Raw genomic sequence first — 15,744 nt, forward strand, 5'->3', positions numbered from 1 at the left:
GGGAGCTGGCCTGCATCGCGCAGGAACCTCGTCCACGCGTCGCCCCTCCCCCCGCCCGTGGTCGACGAACCCGATGGAGCTCGGCCGCGATGCATGTTTAGTGCTGTTCTCGGCGGTGCAGTCGTGCATACGACTGTGCCGCCGCACACCCGAAGGTGCACGGCGGCACAGCAAGCTGGTCGGCCGGACTTACTCCGGACGGTTCACGTCGCCGCGCCAAGCGCCGGTGGCGTGCCCCTGCTGCTCGATGAACTCCTTGAACCGCTTCAGGTCGCCCTTCACCCGCTGGCTGAGCAAGCCGGACTTGTCGGCCACGTTCTCCGCGAAGCCCTCCGGGTCGATGTCCATCTGGGCGGTGACCCGTGTCTGGTCGTCACCGAGCCGGTGGAAAGTGATCACACCCGCGTGCTGCGGACCGTTGTCCGATCTCCAGGCCACGCGCTCTTCCGGGTGCTGTTCGGTGATCGTCGCGTCGAACTCGCGCCGTACCCCGCCGACCGACACGTCCCAGTGCGTTTTGGTCGGCGTGAGCTGCTGAACACGGTCCACGCCTTCCATGAACTGCGGGAACGTCTCGAACTGCGTCCACTGGTCGTACACCGGGGCGATCGGGACGTTCACGTCGACCGAGGCCGTGATCGTGCTCATGGGCACTCCTCTCGATGGGGTCCCTTCGGCTACCCGGCCCGGCGAGATCACTACACACCCGGTGGCTGTGTGTTGGCCCACGCCGTCCTGGTAGCCGGCAGCGAACATCGCGCATCGGGAGCACGACTCGTCGCGTGCGCGAACCAGGCCCACGCTCCCGCCGCGACGACGCTCGGCCCGCTCGCTCGGAGATCTCCGGGGAGCGGGCCGAGGTGCCCGGTGCTACGGCCGCCAGACCGCCGCGAAGCGGTGTCCGGTACCGCTCGCGTATCCGGTCACCTGACGGGTTCGGTACTTCTTGCCCACCCACGTGTCGTACTCGGCCTGGTACTGCGCCGCGGTCAGCCCGTGCCGAGCTTCGAACGGCCCGGGGACTGCGGAGGTGTAGATCGCGGACAGATACGCCTTGCCGCCGTGGTTGTAAGCGTTCAGGTAGAGCGGTCTCCGGCCGAGGGCCAGCTGCGTTTCGGCGAACTCCTGGTAGTTGGCCTCCGGGATCGCCCATTCGGCGCGGTAGGAACCCAGCGACCTCTGCTCGTACACCGCGAAGTACCGAACCAGGTAGTGGTCGGACACCCCGGAGTTGATCACCGGGCGCCATCCGGCGCCGGTCAGCAGGTTGTACACGGCCTGGTGCGCATAGGACGACAGGCTGTGGGTGACGAACTGCCGCGGTCCGCCGTCCTTGACGAAGATCGCGACGTATCGGGGCATCCCGTTGTACTGGTAGCCGTCGAGGTGCCGGATCCGGTAGCCGAGCTCGCCCCATTCGTCGACCAGCTTGTCCAGCTGGGCAGCGGTGAGCCCGTGCCGGGTGGCCGACGGCAGCTGGTCCTTCGGCTGGAACACGGCGTTGAAGTACGTGTTGCCACCAACGGTGTAGCCGTCGACCACTGCGGGCTCGTAGCCGGCCGCCGTGGCGCGGTTCACCACGTCCTGGAAGCACGCCGCGGTGATGCCGTGCCTGGCCCACTCCGACAGGCCGGACGGGATCACGTCGAAACCGCAGCGGTTGGGCAGCACCAGGGCGTTCCAGCCGATGGCCTGGCCACGCGCGGTCGTCCAGTCGATCGGGCCGGCGTCCGGGTCCACGTCGGCCCGGTCACCCCGGACCAGGGCGTTCTGGAACAGCACGGGAAGCCCGTTGGGCCGCGGGCTGGCGCCGGGGTTGCCCGGTGGCACTCCGTCGAGCACTTCCAGGTGCAGGTGGGGCGCCGAGCTGTTGCCGGTGTTGCCCACCCGGCCGATCAGCTGCCCGGCCTTGACCGTCACCGTCTTGCCGTTCATCCCCCACTTCTTCTCCGAGCCCTGCGGGCAGACGGAGCTGGGGATGCTGTTCAGCTTCAGGTGGACGTACCCGGCGAACTCGCCTCCGTGGTCGATCCAGACGGAATTGGCCGGGCCGCCGCCGCTGCCCTCGTGGTCGACCACGTCCTCCCGGCAGTACATCACCTTGCCGTCGGCCATCGCGTACACCGGCTTGTCCCACACCAGGTAGTCCGCGTTCTTCGGGTTGCCCGGATCGGCACCTTCGCGCAGGCCGGTCCATTCCTTGGCCTTCTTGTCCCACCGCGACACGCCCATGTCGTAGGCGAATCGGTTGCGGTCGGTCCACGTCACGCCGGGCGCAGCTCCCATGTGCCGGGTGCGCCAGCTCCAGTACTGGCCTTTGCCGAGGTCGCCGGCCTTCGCGGGGAAGAAGTAGGCGCCGTTGGGCGCCGGGTTCTTGTGCGCGGCCAGGGTCAGCTTCGTGGTGAGCGGGGCCACGTTCTGGGCGAACTCGACCGTCACCGTCGCGGAATCGGGCACCGGGCCGACCAGGTCGCGCTTGAACCCGTCGAGCGCCTGCACGATCTGGGTCTGGCCGACGCCGATGGTGACGTTCACCGGCTCCTCCCACGCCGACGGGGCGCTCGAGCCCTGGTAGGTGACCCGCACCTTGTCCGCGTCCAGCACGCCGGAGCCGGTGTTCTCCACGTACAGGTCCAGCTTGAGCACCCAACGGTCCTTCGCCCCGGCCTTGACCGCGGTCAGCGGGGCGACCAGTGCCTTGCCCCCGGCCATCGGCTGGACCTCGTCGATCTTCGCGGCCAGCGCGGTGCGCGCCAGGGCGTTCGCTGCTGCGGGCTGGGCATGCGCCACGACGGGCAGGCCCGCACCCAGCGCTAGCTGGACGCTCAGCCCGAGCGCCGCCCAGCAGGCCACCCTCCCTCGCTTGGTTGCCATGTCGATCTCCCTGTCGTCGTGGTGTTGACGACGGCATGAGGCACCGGCACCTGCCCCGGTCACACTTTTTCCCGGGACATTTCTGTGACCACCCGAATGGCGTAGCCCTCTCACCGGCAGTGGCGCTGCGGCGCCGAACCGGACGAAGAGAGTGACAGTGATGCCCCGACCAGGCGGAACAAGAAGATCGCCGAGGCTGGCAGGCCATAGGCTCCTGCCATGGACGATGTCGCCGTCGCGACGAGAGCGATCGAAGGAGACCAGCAAGCCTGGGCGGAGATCTACGACGCCCGTGCCGATCACCTGTACGACTACTGCTACGCGATGGTGCGGAACCGGCAGGAGGCCGCCGACGTCCTGCACGACGCGTTCGTCACGGCGGCGGCCAAGATCGGCCAGCTTCGCGATCCCAGCAAGCTCCGCCCCTGGCTGTATGCGATCTGCCGTACCGAGGCGCTGGCCGCGATCCGCAGGCGAGCCCGGGAGGCTTCGGCCGCCGAGGTGCCGGAGATGACCGACACGTCGTCCGGCAGTGACGCCCACCGGAAGTACACCGAGAGCGAGCTGCGCGAGCTGGTCGTGGCGGCGGCCAACGGGCTCGAGGAGCGCGACCGTGCGGTGCTGTTTCTGCACCTGCGCGGCGGGCTCGAGGGCCGGGAGCTCGCCACTGCGCTTGGGGTGAGCGCACACCACGCGACGGTGATGCTCAGCCGGGTTCGCGAGCAGGTCCGGCGTTCGCTCACCGCGCTGCTGGTCGGCCGCACCGGGCGCGGTGACTGCGCGGATCTCGAAGCGCTTCTGCGGGGCTGGGACGGCACGCTGTCCCCGCTGATCCGCAAGCGGGTGGCGCGCCACGTCGACCGGTGCGAGGTGTGCGGCGAGCGTCGCGAGCGCATGGTCAGCCCGCTGGCATTGCTGTCCGCGGTGCCGCTGGTCCCGGCTCCGGAAGACCTGCGGCAGCGCACGCTGGACGACATCCGCCTGGTGTCCTCGCACCAGCGGCTCGGTGGCTACCGGCAGACTCGCGGCAGGGCCGCGGCCGCCGCCGCGGCGATCATCGCCGTACTGGCCACCGGGCTCGCGCTGCTGCTGACCCCGGACGAGCCGGATCCGACGGAGACCAGGACGGCCGCCGGCGTGCGTGCCGATGCGACGGTGACCCTCACGCCGAGCGTGGTCCCGTCATCCGTGGCCGCCAGCGGGCCGCCCTCCACCACCCCGTCGACCCCATCGAGTACGTCAAGAGCGCCCGTGACCACTCCGAGACCGTCGGAGCCTGCCGGAATCACCCCGGCAGCACGATCGACCGACGCGGTACCTGCCCCCTCGCCGACCACCCCGGCCCGCACCGAACCTGCGGGCCCAGCCGACCGCCCACAGCGGCCCACGCCCCCGGCGATCAGCAACCTGTCGACCGACCGGGCGTCTCTCAGTCCCGGTGGATCTTGCTCCGCGACGTCGGCGACGGCGACGGTGACCGGGAAGGACGTGGTCCGGGTGGTGCTGGTCTGGCAGCAAGGCTCCGGCGAGCCGCACTCGATGGACATGTCGCCGGCGGGCGGCAACGAGTACGCGGGCCGCATCGGCCCGGTGACCGGCACCGATCAGGTCAGCTGGCAGGTCACCGCGACCGACGCCGCGGGCAGAACCGCCACCAGCGCGGTCCAGACGCTACCCGTGCGCAGAACGTGCTGATCACGCACGCACCGATGCGCATGCGGGTTGCGGGCACGCTGGATCGCCACGATTCGCCGGACGGAGCCACGGGTAGTCACCCGCCATGAATCGCGCTCGAACGATCACCGCGGTGCTCGCGGCGTTCTACCTGCTCGTCGCGATCGCTGCCGTGGTGCTCGCACCCCGATCACTCGCCCACGCATACACCGAGAACATGGTCGCCGGTTTCGGCGTCGACGCGATCCTGACCATCGTCCATGCCGTCATCGGCGTGGCCGCGTTGATCGTCACCCTGAAGGCATTTCCCGTGGTCCGCCGGGTGTTCGGCATGGCGGTCGGGGTGGCGTGCCTGGGCTTGTTCGCCTACGGCATCCCGGCCGCGATCGATCCCAACCCGGACGCGGGGTTCAACATCGGCTGGGGCAACGTCGTGGTCTACGCGCTGACCATGGTCGCCGGCTTCTACGTCGCCTTCGAGCAGTCCGCGCGCGAAGACCGCCCCGTCCTCGCGTCCGACAGTGAACGCTGACCCGTCACGCCGCCCGCACCCGAGTCCACCTACTTCCGATCACGCGGCAGCGCCGCGGAATGGAGCGCCACCATGTCCGTTTCCGGAGAGCAACCCCAGCAGCAGCAGACCGCCCCCGGCGAGACCGGCGACATGCAGCCGGAACCGCACGACCGCATGGAGGGCTACCGGGGACGTGGGCTGCTCGACGGCCGTGCTGCCCTCGTCACCGGTGGCGATTCCGGCATCGGCCGCGCGGTGGCCGTGGCGTTCGCCAAAGAGGGCGCGGACGTGGCGGTGGCCTATCTGAACGAGCACACCGACGCGCAGCAGACCGCCGACCTGGTGCGCGCGGAAGGCAGGCGCTGCCTGCTGTTGCCCGGTGACCTGGCCGAGCCCGGCCACTGCCGCGACGTCGTCACCGACACCATCAGCGCGTTCGGCCGGCTGGACGTGCTGGTGAACAACATCGCGACCCAGCAGCCGGTCGATTCACCGGAAGAACTCACCGACGAGCAATGGCTGCACACGTTCGCCGTCAACGTGCACAGCTACTTCCGGGTGACCGCAGCGGCCCTGCCCCACCTGCGGGAAGGCGCAGCCATCATCAACACGAGCTCGGTCAACGGGCTCCGCGGGAACAAGACGCTGATCGACTACTCGGCCACCAAGGGCGCCATCATCGCGTGGACCCGTTCGATGGCGCAGGCGCTGGCCGACCGGAAGATCCGGGTCAACTGCGTCGCGCCCGGCCCGGTGTGGACGCCGTTGATCCCGGCGACGTTCCCTCCGGAACGCGTCGGGTCGTTCGGTGAACAGGCCCCGATGGAGCGAGCCGCGCAGCCGGACGAGCTCGCCCCTTCGTACGTGTTCCTGGCGTCGGAGCGGCTTTCGTCGTACTACAGCGGTCAGGTCTTTGCCGCGCTCGGCGGTGAGACCACGCCCGCGTGACCGGCCGGCGAACCGGGGTCGTCGCAGGTACGACCACGGGCCGGCTACCCGCTGACGTCAGTTTCGTGGTGCGGCGCGCCGACGGGCTTGGATTCCGGCGACCCGCGCTGGACCAGCCACACCGTGGCGAAGATGTAGAGGAAGAACTGCAGGTACTCCGATTGCCAGTTCTCGGCGACATCGACGGCGAACTCGGCGGAGGTGACGTATCCGCCGAAGCCGATCGGCTCCTCACCGGTGATCGACTGCTCGTGGTTGAACGCGGCCAGTCCGGCGAACGCCTGGCCGGTCAGCGCGAGCAGGAACAACAGGCCGAACACCAGTCCGATCCCGTTGTCCCGCAGGAACCGCCGCCACCGCCCGGGCTCGGCCGCCACGTGCACTCCTACTTCAGCAGCGAGATGAGCAGGAAGTACAGCAGGCCGCCGAAGACGACGACCAGGTACGCGCCGAACAGCGCCCGCGAAGTCATTCGACGAAGTCGTCTTCGTCGAGGCGCACCACGGTCGCCTGATCGGCCAGGTCACCGTCGGACGCCTCGAACTGGCCGGCAGGCTCCACCGCAGGCTCCGGACGGGTCGGTCGCTGCTGGTCCAGCGAGTCGGCCTCGGGCTTGTCGAACGCGTGATCGCCGTACTCCTCGGTCATCACCGCCTCCTCCCGTCACGCATTCCCCGGTGTACCCGCCAGGGTGTACCGGTACACCGCCGCTACGTTCACCTATACCCGCTGGATCGACATCCCGCTGGGGCCACGGCCGGACGCCGCGCAATCCGGGGGCCTTACCCGGCAAGCGGCAAGCCCCGGTGCGCCACGCCCACCACGACCGAAAGCGACGCCCACACCCCCGGATCGATCACGCCAGCCCGGCGCGACCCACCCGCTGCTTCCCTCGCAAGGTCACCACCGGTGGCTTTCCGCCCGCGGCACGGCGGCGACGGCGAGTTCACCCTCGGACTCGTGCGGCCAGTTCGCGGTCCAGGCTCGCGCGGACCAATGCCGCGCTCAGGCGAGCAAGGTCAGCGTCGTCGACCAGTCCGGCGAGCGCCTTCGGCCGGTCCGGCAAACCGACCGCGCGCGCTCCGGCAAGCGCCTTGGCGTCCACGTACGGCCGCAGCTCCGGCCAGACCTGCTGGGCTTCGCGACAGAAGATGTCGGCGCCGACCGGGCCGAGGCGGGGAAACCGGGTCAGCCTGCTGCGCAGGTTCGCCAGGTCGCCTGCGGCACGCTCGCGCAACAGGCGGAGATCCCCGCGGTAGTCGTTCAGCAGCAGCTCGGCGCCCTTGCCCAGCGCGGTCGCCGTGCTTTCGTCGTACCGCACGTAATGGCCGCGACCGAGTGCGTCGACTCGCTGCTGCCAGGTGGCATCGCGCATGGTGCGCGGGGTGCCGAACTCCCGCAGCTCTCGGGCGGCGGCGACGGCGATGGACGCCTTGATCCTGGTCGACAGCAGGGTCGCCAGCACCAGCAGCCGATACAGGGGCGTCGGCTTGTTCCGCAGGGTGATACCCGCTTCCTCCGCATACGTCGTGCCCGCGAGCTCCATCAGCTTCGCGGCAAGCTGCGCTCGGCTCATGCGACGGGGTACCCAGCGCCACCGGCAGCGACGCAGCGGAAGGGATTGGCGGGGTGCGCTCTGCGGGTAGCCGACAGGAAATCCGCCGAACACTCCCCGCAGGAGGTACCGCGATGAAGGCCGTCACCTGGCAGGGCAAGCGCGACGTGACAGTCGAAGAAGTGCCCGACCCGCAGCTGCAGGAACCGACCGACGCGATCATCCGGGTCACCAGCACCGGGATCTGCGGTTCCGACCTGCATCTGTACGAAGTGCTCGGCGGGTTCCTGGAGCCCGGTGACATCCTCGGGCACGAACCGATGGGCGTGGTGGAAGAAGTCGGGGACGACGTCAGGAACATCGCACCCGGCGACCGGGTGGTCGTACCGTTCAACATCGCGTGCGGATCGTGCTTCATGTGCTCCCGCGGCCTGACCTCCCAATGCGAGACGACCCAGGTCCGCAAGTACGACAAGGGCGGGGCGCTGTTCGGCTACACCAAGCTCTACGGGCAGGTCCCGGGTGGACAGGCCGAGTACCTGCGGGTGCCGCAAGCCCACTTCGGGCCCATCCCGGTCCCGGACGGGCCGCCGGACGACCGGTTCGTGTACCTGTCGGACGTCGTGCCGACCGCGTGGCAAGCCGTCGAGTACGCCAACATCCCCGACGGGGGCAGCGTCGCGGTGTTCGGCCTGGGACCGATCGGTCAGATGGCGTGCCGGATCGCCGCATTGCGCGGCGCGGAGACCGTGATCGGCCTGGACCTGGTGCCGGAACGTCTGCAGCTGGCCAGGGAGTACGGAGCGATCACCGTCGACGTCGGCGAAGCTCGTGGCAACGCGGTGGACACGCTGCGCCAGCTCACCGGCGGCCGCGGTCCGGATTCGGTGATCGACGCGGTCGGCATGGAAGCGCACGGCGCCCCCATCGCCCACTTCGGGCAGATGCTGGTGTCGATGCTGCCCAAGCCGCTCTCGGCGAAACTGACCGAGAAGGCCGCGGTCGACCGGCTGTCAGTGCTGTATGCGGCCATCGACGCGGTCCGCCGCGGCGGCACGATCTCGTTGTCCGGCGTCTACGGCGGAGCGCTCGACCCCCTGCCCATGCTGGAGCTGTTCGACAAGCAGATCCAGCTGCGCATGGGCCAGGCCAACGTCAAGACCTGGATCGACCACGTGCTCCCGCTGGTCATGCGGGACGACGACCCGCTCGGCGTGGAATCGCTCGCCACCCATCATCTGCCGCTGGACCAGGCGCCCCAGGCCTACCGGGACTTCCAGCGCAAAAGCGACGGCGCGATCAAGATCCTGCTGCGTCCGTGACGGGCGGGATTGAGCGACAACGGGCACCGGGTAGCCGGATGCCCATCACCCACGAGAAGGGACCAGCCATGAGCACAGCACGGGAAATCATGACACCGGACGCGCAGTGCGCGAAGACCAGCGACACCGTCCTCGATGCGGCGAAACGGATGGCCGATCTCGACGTCGGCGCGCTGCCGATCTGCGGCGAGGACAACCGGCTGAAGGGCATGATCACCGACCGGGACATCGTGACCAAGGTGCTCGCGCAGGACAAAGATCCCCGCGCGGTGCGGGTCGGCGACCTGGCGGAGGGCAAGCCGGTCACCATCGGGGCCGACGACGGCGCCGAGGAGATTCTGCAGACGATGGCGCAGCACCAGGTGCGCAGGCTCCCGGTCATCGACGGGCACGACATGGTCGGCATCGTCGCGCAGGCGGACGTCGCCCGATCGCTGGACCAACCCGAGGTCGGCGACCTGCTGAAGGCGCTGTCAGTGCCATGAGCGCCGCAATCACCCGGTGCCAGGGAACCAGTTGCCCGCGCGCCGACGGCGCCGACGACACCAGTTGATGCGCCGAGCACGCGTGCACCGGCGCCCCGGGGACTGTCCTGTCGTCCCCGGGGCGCCGCATGAGATCACCGCCCGCCGTCCCACACCACACCGTGTCCGCAGACGCGAGCGCCCGACGCAGGCTTGTGGTCCACACGCCTGCCTTCGGGCAGCAGGTGCATCACCTCGACTCCGTGCAGCAGCACCGCCACGTCGGCAATGAGCCTGCGGTGACAACGCCACCACACCGCCTCGGCGCACATGATCACGGTGCGATGCACCGCAGCGTCGTCGAGCAACTCACGCATGGCATCCCGGAAGTCCGGCGTGCGCGTCCATGCCGCGTAGGCCCGGAACTGGGCGACCCGCCACCAGGTGTCGACCGCGTCCGGCTCCACCCGCCGCCGCCCGCCGAGCCGCTGGTCCCAGCGGTAGCCGATGCCGTTGCCCGGTAGCCAGCCGGCGAGCGCTTCTCGCCTTGCCTGAGGATTCGCGCGGCTGTGCGGGTAGCGGCGCACGTCGACCAGCAATTCGACTCCGGCGGCCGCCAGCAGCTCGAGCAGCCCGTCCCGGTCGAGCCTGCCGTGGCCGACCGTCAGCAGCGCGGTCATACCCACGGGGATACCCGCTCCCGCACCCCGTCATGGGCGACATGGTCGAGCTTCCTGCGCTGTTCGGAGCAATCCCGCCCGCGATCGCCACCGATGCGGTTTCGCGGCGAGGTGGCCAGGTTAGCCACCGCACATGGGCAGAAGTCGAGGCGATTGCGACAAGGCATGACCACACGGAAGACCAACCGCGCATCCTCCGGGGGATCTCGCACCGGTTCGGGGGACGAGAACGGCAACGGCAGCCTGAGCATGAGCGACGCGGTGCGCCGCGCTGTCACCGAGTTCGCCGCGCTGACCAGGAAGGACCCTGAGGCGGTCACCGGTGTGCGGTCCGACGACGACGGCGGCTGGTCCGTGCTGGTCGACGTGGTCGAACTCGAGCGCATCCCGTCGTCCACCGACGTCCTGGCGACCTACCGAGTGGACATCACCAGCACCGGGGACCTGGCCGGATACGAGCGGCTCCGCCGCTATCACCGAGGAGCGACTGATCCGACATGACCGTGCAGCCGACCGCTCTGGCGCGCCGCCAGCCGGACACCCTCGCCGACATCCTGGAGCGGGTGCTGGACAAGGGCGTGGTGATCGCCGGCGACATCGTCGTCAACGTCCTGGACATCGAACTGCTGTCGTTGAAGTTGCGCCTGTTCATCGCCTCCGCGGACACCGCACGGGAGATGGGCATGGACTGGTGGACCACCGACCCGTTCTTCTCCTCGCAGGCGCCCCGGCAGCAAGTGACCGATGGCGACCGCGCCGCCCTGCCGGAGGGCGGCGACCACCAGGCGCTGGTGGAGGAGAACCGGCAGCTCCGGCAGCAGCTGGAACGGATCCAGCGGGAGCGTCGGGAATGAACGACGGTTCCCTGACCCGGCTGGCCCGCGAGCACGCCCGCGGGCTGCTGACGGAAGCGGCCGAGGAAGCCCGGGAGCTGGCCCGCGCCGACCTGGTGGACCAGCTGCGGCGAGCCATCATGGCCGAAGCCCTGCGCGCGGCCGCGGCAGCGCCGGGCGAGCACCCCGCAAACACCGCGCCAGGCGTGGCGGCGGTGGACGACCCCGCCGTCGATCGGACCTCGCAACCGGACCGGTCGCCCGGGCACGAACCGGCCCCGGCCAACGAGGCGCGCCCGGCCGCCGGCCTGGAACGCTGCCTGTACGCCTACGCCATCACCGATCGCGCCGACCTCGACTTCGCCGAGCTCGACGGCACCGGTGACGGGCTGCGTTGCATCGGCTCGGAAGACCTCGCGCTGGTCGTCTCGGACATGGCGGTGAGCGACCTGGCCGACCTGCCCACCGACGAGATCACCGAGGACGGCCCGCTCGCCCGGCTGGCCCGCAAGCACGACGACGTCGTACGGGTCGCCGCCGGCCAGGCGACCGTGCTGCCGCTGCGGCTCGGCACCGCGGTGGCCGACGACGACGCCGCCCGCGAGCTGCTGCACAGTCGTGGGGAGAGCGCTCGAGAACAGCTCGCCGAACTCCGCGGCCGACGGGAATGGGGCGTGCAGTTCCTTCCCGACGACCAGGCGAAGGGCGTCCCGGACAGTACCCCGACGCCCTCCCCCGCCGCTGCACGAACCGGTGGATCGCCATCGGGAACGGCTTACCTGACCCAGCGGCGGGAAGCGCTCGCAGCCGAGGAGCGCCGTCGCCGTGATCGGACGGTCGCGATCGATCGGGCGCACGACCGTCTGAGCGCCCGGAGCTCGGCGTCGGTGCGCCGATCCGCCAACGCCGGCGTGCTCGCAGACGTCGCATACCTGGTCGCCGCCGACGACGAAGCGGCCTTCCAGGCAGAACTCGGCCACCTGGCCCATCCGCTGTCCGCCTCCGGTGTCGCCGTCCGCCTCACCGGGCCGTGGCCGCCGTACAGCTTCGTGTCCTCCGAGGAAGGCTGATCGATGTCGGATGTGATCACCGCCGAAGGCACCAGCCTGGTCGACCTGCTCGACCGGGTGGTGTCCACCGGCGCCGTCGTCAGCGGCGACATCCTCATCTCGCTGGCGGGCGTCGACCTGATCCGGCTCGATCTGCGGCTGCTGCTGGTGGCCGTCGGTTCGGTCGAGAAGGAACCACGATGACCGCCCCGCGCGGCAGGAAACCGCTACGGCTGGACGCCGATCCGGACGACGTCGGCCGGGGACTCGGCGGGCTCGTCGTGGCCGTGCTGGACCTGGTGCGCCAGCTGTTGGAACGCCAGGCGCTGCGGCGGGTCGACGCGGGCGGGTTGTCCGCGGACGAGGTGGAGCGGCTCGGCCAGGCGCTGCTCGCCCTGGAAGAGAGATTCGAGGAGTTGCGGGAGACCTTCGGTGTCGGTTCCGGCCCGACGTTGCCGTTCGACGCCGCCGAGCTTCTCGCCGAGATGGAGAGGAAGCCATGACCGTCGCACACGGAATCAACCGGGCCCCGCGACCGAGCAGTCTTGCCGACGTGCTGGAGGTCATCCTGGACAAGGGCATCGTGATCGACGCCTACATCCGGGTGGCCGTGGTCGGCATCGAACTGCTCACCATCGACGCGCGGATCGTCATCGCCAGCGTGGACACGTATCTGCGCTTCGCGGAAGCGGTGAACCGGCTGGACTTGCAGCCGAACGACCAGGTCGGCGGCCTGCCGGGAATGATGGAGAAGATCACCGAAGGCGGCGCCCAGCACAAGACCAAGGGCGCGCTGGAAGGCGTGAAGGACTCCGCCAAGGACCTGCTCGGTTCCCTCACCGGCTCGCACGACGAGGACGACGAGGACGACACCGAGCAGGAAGAGGCATCGGAGCGGAAGTCGCGCAAGGCGCCCGCAGGCCGCAGCGCTGCGCGCTCCCGGCGAGCGCAACGGTGACGCTGGTGACCGTCTACGTCTACGGCGTCGTCCGCGCGGAGGACACCATGCCCGAAGTGCCGGGCATCGGTGATCCCGCCACGCCGGTACGCGGAATCGTCGACGGTGACATCGCGGCCGTGGTGAGCGACCTGCCCGACGCCTACGAGCTCACCGAACAAGACGCGGTCGGCCACCTCGACGTGCTCAACGCGCTCGCATCGCAGCAGGTGGTGCTCCCGATGCAGTTCGGCACGGTTGCGCCCGACGACGCCGCGGTGCGGCGGGAAGTGCTCACCGCTCCCGGGCTGCGCGCATCCCTGGACGCACTGGAGCCGTTCGTCGAGGTCCGCCTCGAATTCACCCACGACGAGGAAGCGTTGCTGCGGGAAATCATCGCGGGGGACCCAGGACTTCGCGAGGACGCGCAGACAACGTCGTTCGACGTCCGAGTCTCACTCGGCCAGCGCATCGCGGAGCGTGTCGAACAGCTCGTGGTGGAACGCGGCGAGAACCTGATGTCCGCTCTCGACGGTATTGCGGAATCGGTCGTGCGCCTCCCGGTGGACGACGTGCACGAGGACAAGTGGGCGGTGCTCGTGCGACGTACACGGCTGAGCGAGGCCGACGAGGCGGTGCGCGGCATCGGGCAGACCGCACCGGAGGTCCGGATCGGCTACTTCGGCCCGATGCCCACGTTCAGCTTCCTGCCCGCGGTGCAGGCAGAGGAACCCCAGTCGCGGTGGGGCTGGTGACCGCGAAGCAAATCGGGGGCACGAGCCGGGCGCGAGCCCGGGAAGGAGAGCACCAATGGCCGACACTGTGCGACTCGGCTCGGCGCTGGTGGCCGGGTACCTGCTCGGACGGACCAAGAAGGCGAAGAAGGCCATCACCGTGGCGCTGTGGCTGACCGGCAGGAACAAGATGCTGCAGCCGCAGAACCTGGCCCGCATGGCGCTGACGAAACTGCAGGACTCGCCGGTCGCCGGCGAGCTGATCAGCCAGATCCGCGGACCGCTTGCCTCCGCGGCGGCCAAGGCGGCGCTGGCCACGGTGGAAAGCCGGGCCGAGGCGTTTGCCGACCGCCTGCACGAGCGCACCGTGGCTCTGCAGCCCGAGCTCGCCGACCCGGACTCCGACGAGGCGGAAGGCGAATCCGCGCAGGCCGAACAGGACGAGGAAACGCCGGACGAGAAGGCCTCGGACGAGGAAGAGTCGCAGGAGCCCGCCGAGGATTCCCGCGCCGCACGCTCGCAACCGTCGAGCAGGACCGCCAAGGGACGGACGAAGCAGACCAAGACAGCACGCTCGACCGGGAGGAAGGCGGGCAGCTCCACCACGGCCAAGACGCGCAGCACGCGCACGGGGACGACCGGCGGCCGCTCGGGGACCAGCAGCCGGTCCGGATCGTCTTCGCGAGGCAAGTCCACGTCCGGCAAGCGCTCCAGCGCGTCGGCCAAGCGATAGGAGCGGTCATGGCAGACAGCACATCCCCCTTCGGCAAGATCGCCTCCGCGGTCAAGGACAGCCCGGTCGCCGGGAAGATCACCGACGAGCTCAAGTCGTACGCCAAGGCCAAGTCGTCCAGCGTGATGGGCCGGCTCGGCTCGAAGCTGACCGACGTGACCCAGCAGCTCAACGACGCCGCGGAGAACGGCGGCCCGCTGGGCAAGGCGGGCAAGGCCGCAGCGGACAAGCTCGCCGACGGCGGCTCTCCCGGCAAGGCGGCGCTCAGCGGCGCGGCCACCGGGGTGAAGGAGAAGGTGAAGTCGATGTTCGGCGGGGGCGGCGGCAGCAAGAGCACGAAGGCCACGGTGATCGTCGAGGACATCGACATCGGCGCACCGGTCGACGTCGTCTACGACCAGTGGACGCAGTTCGAGGAGTTCTCCTCGTTCACCAAGGGCGTGGAGAGCGTCGAGCAGAGCGACCAGGTGGAGAGCACCTGGCGGTTCAAGGTGGCGATGTCCCGTCGGACGGTGCAGGCCACGGTCACCGAGCAGGTCCCGTTCCGCCGCATCGCCTGGACGTCGGACGGCGCCAAGGGGTCGTCCAAGGGTGTGGTGACGTTCCACCCGCTCGCCGACGACCTGACCAAGGTGCTGCTGGTGCTGGAGTACTTCCCCAGCGGGTTCGTGGAGAAGACCGGCAACATCTGGCGGGCGGTCGGCCGCCGGGCCCGGCTGGACCTGAAGCACTTCCGCCGGTTCGTGACCACCAACGGTGAAGCCACCGGTTCGTGGCGGGGGGAGATCGCCGACGGCGAAGTGGTACGCGGCCCCGACGACGAGGACGAGACCACCGACACCGGCGACGGCGAGCCGGAGGAGGAGACGGCCGAGGCCGAGGAGACCGACGAGGTCGGCGAAGAGGCCCCGGAAGAAGCCGAAGAGCAAGAGGAAGACGAAGAGCGCGAGAAGGCGCCCGCCTGACCGGCACAGCATGGACGCGCACGACGCGGAGTAGTCACCGCGCATGCCCCTCACTGATGCGGTGGGGCGCGGTGCGGCTGCGGCGTAGTGATCCGTCTCGGCCGGGCATCAACGCGTGCGCCGCGGGCACGGACACTCCTTCCACAGCGCCGACGGGGCACCGGTGGACGAAGAAAACCGCGACCGGATTCGACGCTCTGGTCATTCCGCTGGCGTGGCGTGACGTGTGGATCGCCCGGACGAAAACGGACACCTGCAGGCGATGGGTGTCGATGACGCCAGCCGCGAGCAGTACCTGTACCACGACCAGGGGCATCGCGCGAAACGCGAGGAAGAGCAAGAGCGCGTCCTGGAGCTCGCCCGGCTGCTGCCTGCCTTCCGCAAAGAGGTCGCAGGCAGCTGAGTGCGCGCGGGACCGGACGCGAGCGCGTGCTCGCTGGGGCGTTACGAATCCTCGGCTTG

At 69.8% G+C, this 15,744-nt stretch carries 21 protein-coding genes; 15 read left to right on the forward strand and 6 right to left on the reverse strand.

Annotated elements, in window-relative coordinates; all coding sequences use genetic code 11:
- Positions 1-189 precede the first annotated feature (189 nt).
- Positions 190-648 carry an SRPBCC family protein gene (locus tag CXP56_RS17080; protein WP_286901931.1) on the reverse strand — a complete coding sequence of 153 codons (459 nt, stop codon included), beginning with the start codon at positions 646-648 and terminating at the stop codon, positions 190-192.
- 222 nt (positions 649-870) lie between these two features.
- On the reverse strand, positions 871-2,874 hold the full coding sequence (locus tag CXP56_RS17085; protein ID WP_286901933.1) for a peptidoglycan DD-metalloendopeptidase family protein: 2,004 nt from the start codon (positions 2,872-2,874) through the stop codon (positions 871-873).
- Positions 2,875-3,093: 219 nt separating this feature from the next.
- On the opposite strand from CXP56_RS17085, the gene CXP56_RS17090 reads away from it, so the two are divergent.
- The 3 genes from CXP56_RS17090 (at position 3,094) to CXP56_RS17100 (ending at position 6,010) form a co-directional block, all read left to right on the forward strand.
- On the forward strand, positions 3,094-4,569 hold the full coding sequence (locus CXP56_RS17090) for a sigma-70 family RNA polymerase sigma factor (protein WP_286901935.1): 1,476 nt from the start codon (positions 3,094-3,096) through the stop codon (positions 4,567-4,569).
- Between the two features lie 85 nt (positions 4,570-4,654).
- Positions 4,655-5,080 (forward strand): DUF4383 domain-containing protein, encoded by a 426-nt coding sequence (locus CXP56_RS17095; RefSeq protein WP_286901937.1) that lies wholly within the window; start codon positions 4,655-4,657, stop codon positions 5,078-5,080.
- Between the two features lie 72 nt (positions 5,081-5,152).
- Positions 5,153-6,010, forward strand: a complete 858-nt coding sequence (locus CXP56_RS17100; protein ID WP_028847227.1) for an SDR family oxidoreductase — start codon at positions 5,153-5,155, stop codon at positions 6,008-6,010.
- A 44-nt stretch (positions 6,011-6,054) separates the two neighbouring features.
- On the opposite strand, the gene CXP56_RS17105 is transcribed toward CXP56_RS17100, so the two are convergent.
- The 3 genes from CXP56_RS17105 to CXP56_RS17115 form a co-directional block, all read right to left on the reverse strand.
- Positions 6,055-6,387 (reverse strand): DUF6766 family protein, encoded by a 333-nt coding sequence (locus CXP56_RS17105; protein ID WP_286901939.1) that lies wholly within the window; start codon positions 6,385-6,387, stop codon positions 6,055-6,057.
- A gap of 91 nt (positions 6,388-6,478) precedes the next feature.
- On the reverse strand, positions 6,479-6,658 hold the full coding sequence (locus CXP56_RS17110) for a hypothetical protein (protein ID WP_286901941.1): 180 nt from the start codon (positions 6,656-6,658) through the stop codon (positions 6,479-6,481).
- A 298-nt stretch (positions 6,659-6,956) separates the two neighbouring features.
- On the reverse strand, positions 6,957-7,586 hold the full coding sequence (locus CXP56_RS17115) for an endonuclease (RefSeq protein ID WP_286901942.1): 630 nt from the start codon (positions 7,584-7,586) through the stop codon (positions 6,957-6,959).
- A 113-nt stretch (positions 7,587-7,699) separates the two neighbouring features.
- On the opposite strand from CXP56_RS17115, the gene CXP56_RS17120 reads away from it, so the two are divergent.
- Positions 7,700-8,887, forward strand: coding sequence for a zinc-dependent alcohol dehydrogenase (locus CXP56_RS17120; protein WP_028847231.1), 1,188 nt, complete (start codon positions 7,700-7,702; stop codon positions 8,885-8,887).
- A gap of 68 nt (positions 8,888-8,955) precedes the next feature.
- Entirely contained in the window at positions 8,956-9,372 is a 417-nt protein-coding gene (locus tag CXP56_RS17125; protein ID WP_028847232.1) for a CBS domain-containing protein, read from the forward strand.
- A gap of 134 nt (positions 9,373-9,506) precedes the next feature.
- On the opposite strand, the gene CXP56_RS17130 is transcribed toward CXP56_RS17125, so the two are convergent.
- Positions 9,507-10,031 carry a DUF488 domain-containing protein gene (locus CXP56_RS17130; RefSeq protein ID WP_286901944.1) on the reverse strand — a complete coding sequence of 175 codons (525 nt, stop codon included), beginning with the start codon at positions 10,029-10,031 and terminating at the stop codon, positions 9,507-9,509.
- A 165-nt stretch (positions 10,032-10,196) separates the two neighbouring features.
- Between CXP56_RS17130 and CXP56_RS17135 the strand changes: the two genes are divergently transcribed.
- The 10 genes from CXP56_RS17135 (at position 10,197) to CXP56_RS17180 (ending at position 15,685) form a co-directional block, all read left to right on the forward strand.
- Positions 10,197-10,532 carry a gas vesicle protein GvpO gene (locus CXP56_RS17135; protein WP_286901946.1) on the forward strand — a complete coding sequence of 112 codons (336 nt, stop codon included), beginning with the start codon at positions 10,197-10,199 and terminating at the stop codon, positions 10,530-10,532.
- Entirely contained in the window at positions 10,529-10,885 is a 357-nt protein-coding gene (locus CXP56_RS17140) for a gas vesicle protein (RefSeq protein WP_051310051.1), read from the forward strand. Before CXP56_RS17135 ends, CXP56_RS17140 begins: the two co-directional genes overlap by 4 nt.
- Positions 10,882-11,934 carry a GvpL/GvpF family gas vesicle protein gene (locus tag CXP56_RS17145; RefSeq protein ID WP_286901948.1) on the forward strand — a complete coding sequence of 351 codons (1,053 nt, stop codon included), beginning with the start codon at positions 10,882-10,884 and terminating at the stop codon, positions 11,932-11,934. The genes CXP56_RS17140 and CXP56_RS17145 overlap by 4 nt, the downstream gene beginning before the upstream one ends.
- A 3-nt stretch (positions 11,935-11,937) precedes the next feature.
- On the forward strand, positions 11,938-12,117 hold the full coding sequence (gene gvpJ / locus CXP56_RS17150; protein ID WP_038044787.1) for a gas vesicle protein GvpJ: 180 nt from the start codon (positions 11,938-11,940) through the stop codon (positions 12,115-12,117).
- Complete coding sequence (locus tag CXP56_RS17155; RefSeq protein WP_286901949.1) at positions 12,114-12,416, forward strand: gas vesicle protein K; 303 nt, start codon at positions 12,114-12,116, stop codon at positions 12,414-12,416. Before gvpJ ends, CXP56_RS17155 begins: the two co-directional genes overlap by 4 nt.
- Positions 12,413-12,871 (forward strand): gas vesicle structural protein GvpA, encoded by a 459-nt coding sequence (locus tag CXP56_RS17160; RefSeq protein WP_286901950.1) that lies wholly within the window; start codon positions 12,413-12,415, stop codon positions 12,869-12,871. Before CXP56_RS17155 ends, CXP56_RS17160 begins: the two co-directional genes overlap by 4 nt.
- Positions 12,868-13,605 (forward strand): GvpL/GvpF family gas vesicle protein, encoded by a 738-nt coding sequence (locus tag CXP56_RS17165; RefSeq protein WP_286901951.1) that lies wholly within the window; start codon positions 12,868-12,870, stop codon positions 13,603-13,605. The genes CXP56_RS17160 and CXP56_RS17165 overlap by 4 nt, the downstream gene beginning before the upstream one ends.
- 55 nt (positions 13,606-13,660) lie before the next feature.
- The gene (locus CXP56_RS17170) at positions 13,661-14,317 is read left to right on the forward strand and encodes a hypothetical protein (protein WP_051310054.1); all 657 of its coding nucleotides are present in this window, start codon (positions 13,661-13,663) and stop codon (positions 14,315-14,317) included.
- Between the two features lie 8 nt (positions 14,318-14,325).
- On the forward strand, positions 14,326-15,282 hold the full coding sequence (locus CXP56_RS17175) for an SRPBCC family protein (protein WP_286901954.1): 957 nt from the start codon (positions 14,326-14,328) through the stop codon (positions 15,280-15,282).
- A 262-nt stretch (positions 15,283-15,544) separates the two neighbouring features.
- Positions 15,545-15,685 carry a hypothetical protein gene (locus CXP56_RS17180; protein WP_286901956.1) on the forward strand — a complete coding sequence of 47 codons (141 nt, stop codon included), beginning with the start codon at positions 15,545-15,547 and terminating at the stop codon, positions 15,683-15,685.
- Positions 15,686-15,744: the final 59 nt, after the last annotated feature.

This window comes from Thermocrispum sp. (assembly GCF_002919275.1).
Lineage (GTDB): Bacteria > Actinomycetota > Actinomycetes > Mycobacteriales > Pseudonocardiaceae > Thermocrispum > Thermocrispum agreste.

Bases quoted from the DNA above. Each gene is read 5' to 3' on its own strand.
- CXP56_RS17080 (WP_286901931.1), bottom strand. From the start codon at position 648: ATGAGCACGATCACGGCCTCGGTCGACGTGAACGTCCCGATCGCCCCG.
- CXP56_RS17085 (WP_286901933.1), bottom strand. From the start codon at position 2,874: ATGGCAACCAAGCGAGGGAGGGTGGCCTGCTGGGCGGCGCTCGGGCTG.
- CXP56_RS17090 (WP_286901935.1), top strand. From the start codon at position 3,094: ATGGACGATGTCGCCGTCGCGACGAGAGCGATCGAAGGAGACCAGCAA.
- CXP56_RS17095 (WP_286901937.1), top strand. From the start codon at position 4,655: ATGAATCGCGCTCGAACGATCACCGCGGTGCTCGCGGCGTTCTACCTG.
- CXP56_RS17100 (WP_028847227.1), top strand. From the start codon at position 5,153: ATGTCCGTTTCCGGAGAGCAACCCCAGCAGCAGCAGACCGCCCCCGGC.
- CXP56_RS17110 (WP_286901941.1), bottom strand. From the start codon at position 6,658: ATGACCGAGGAGTACGGCGATCACGCGTTCGACAAGCCCGAGGCCGAC.
- CXP56_RS17115 (WP_286901942.1), bottom strand. From the start codon at position 7,586: ATGAGCCGAGCGCAGCTTGCCGCGAAGCTGATGGAGCTCGCGGGCACG.
- CXP56_RS17120 (WP_028847231.1), top strand. From the start codon at position 7,700: ATGAAGGCCGTCACCTGGCAGGGCAAGCGCGACGTGACAGTCGAAGAA.
- CXP56_RS17125 (WP_028847232.1), top strand. From the start codon at position 8,956: ATGAGCACAGCACGGGAAATCATGACACCGGACGCGCAGTGCGCGAAG.
- CXP56_RS17130 (WP_286901944.1), bottom strand. From the start codon at position 10,031: ATGACCGCGCTGCTGACGGTCGGCCACGGCAGGCTCGACCGGGACGGG.
- CXP56_RS17135 (WP_286901946.1), top strand. From the start codon at position 10,197: ATGACCACACGGAAGACCAACCGCGCATCCTCCGGGGGATCTCGCACC.
- CXP56_RS17140 (WP_051310051.1), top strand. From the start codon at position 10,529: ATGACCGTGCAGCCGACCGCTCTGGCGCGCCGCCAGCCGGACACCCTC.
- CXP56_RS17145 (WP_286901948.1), top strand. From the start codon at position 10,882: ATGAACGACGGTTCCCTGACCCGGCTGGCCCGCGAGCACGCCCGCGGG.
- gvpJ (WP_038044787.1), top strand. From the start codon at position 11,938: ATGTCGGATGTGATCACCGCCGAAGGCACCAGCCTGGTCGACCTGCTC.
- CXP56_RS17155 (WP_286901949.1), top strand. From the start codon at position 12,114: ATGACCGCCCCGCGCGGCAGGAAACCGCTACGGCTGGACGCCGATCCG.
- CXP56_RS17160 (WP_286901950.1), top strand. From the start codon at position 12,413: ATGACCGTCGCACACGGAATCAACCGGGCCCCGCGACCGAGCAGTCTT.
- CXP56_RS17170 (WP_051310054.1), top strand. From the start codon at position 13,661: ATGGCCGACACTGTGCGACTCGGCTCGGCGCTGGTGGCCGGGTACCTG.
- CXP56_RS17175 (WP_286901954.1), top strand. From the start codon at position 14,326: ATGGCAGACAGCACATCCCCCTTCGGCAAGATCGCCTCCGCGGTCAAG.
- CXP56_RS17180 (WP_286901956.1), top strand. From the start codon at position 15,545: ATGGGTGTCGATGACGCCAGCCGCGAGCAGTACCTGTACCACGACCAG.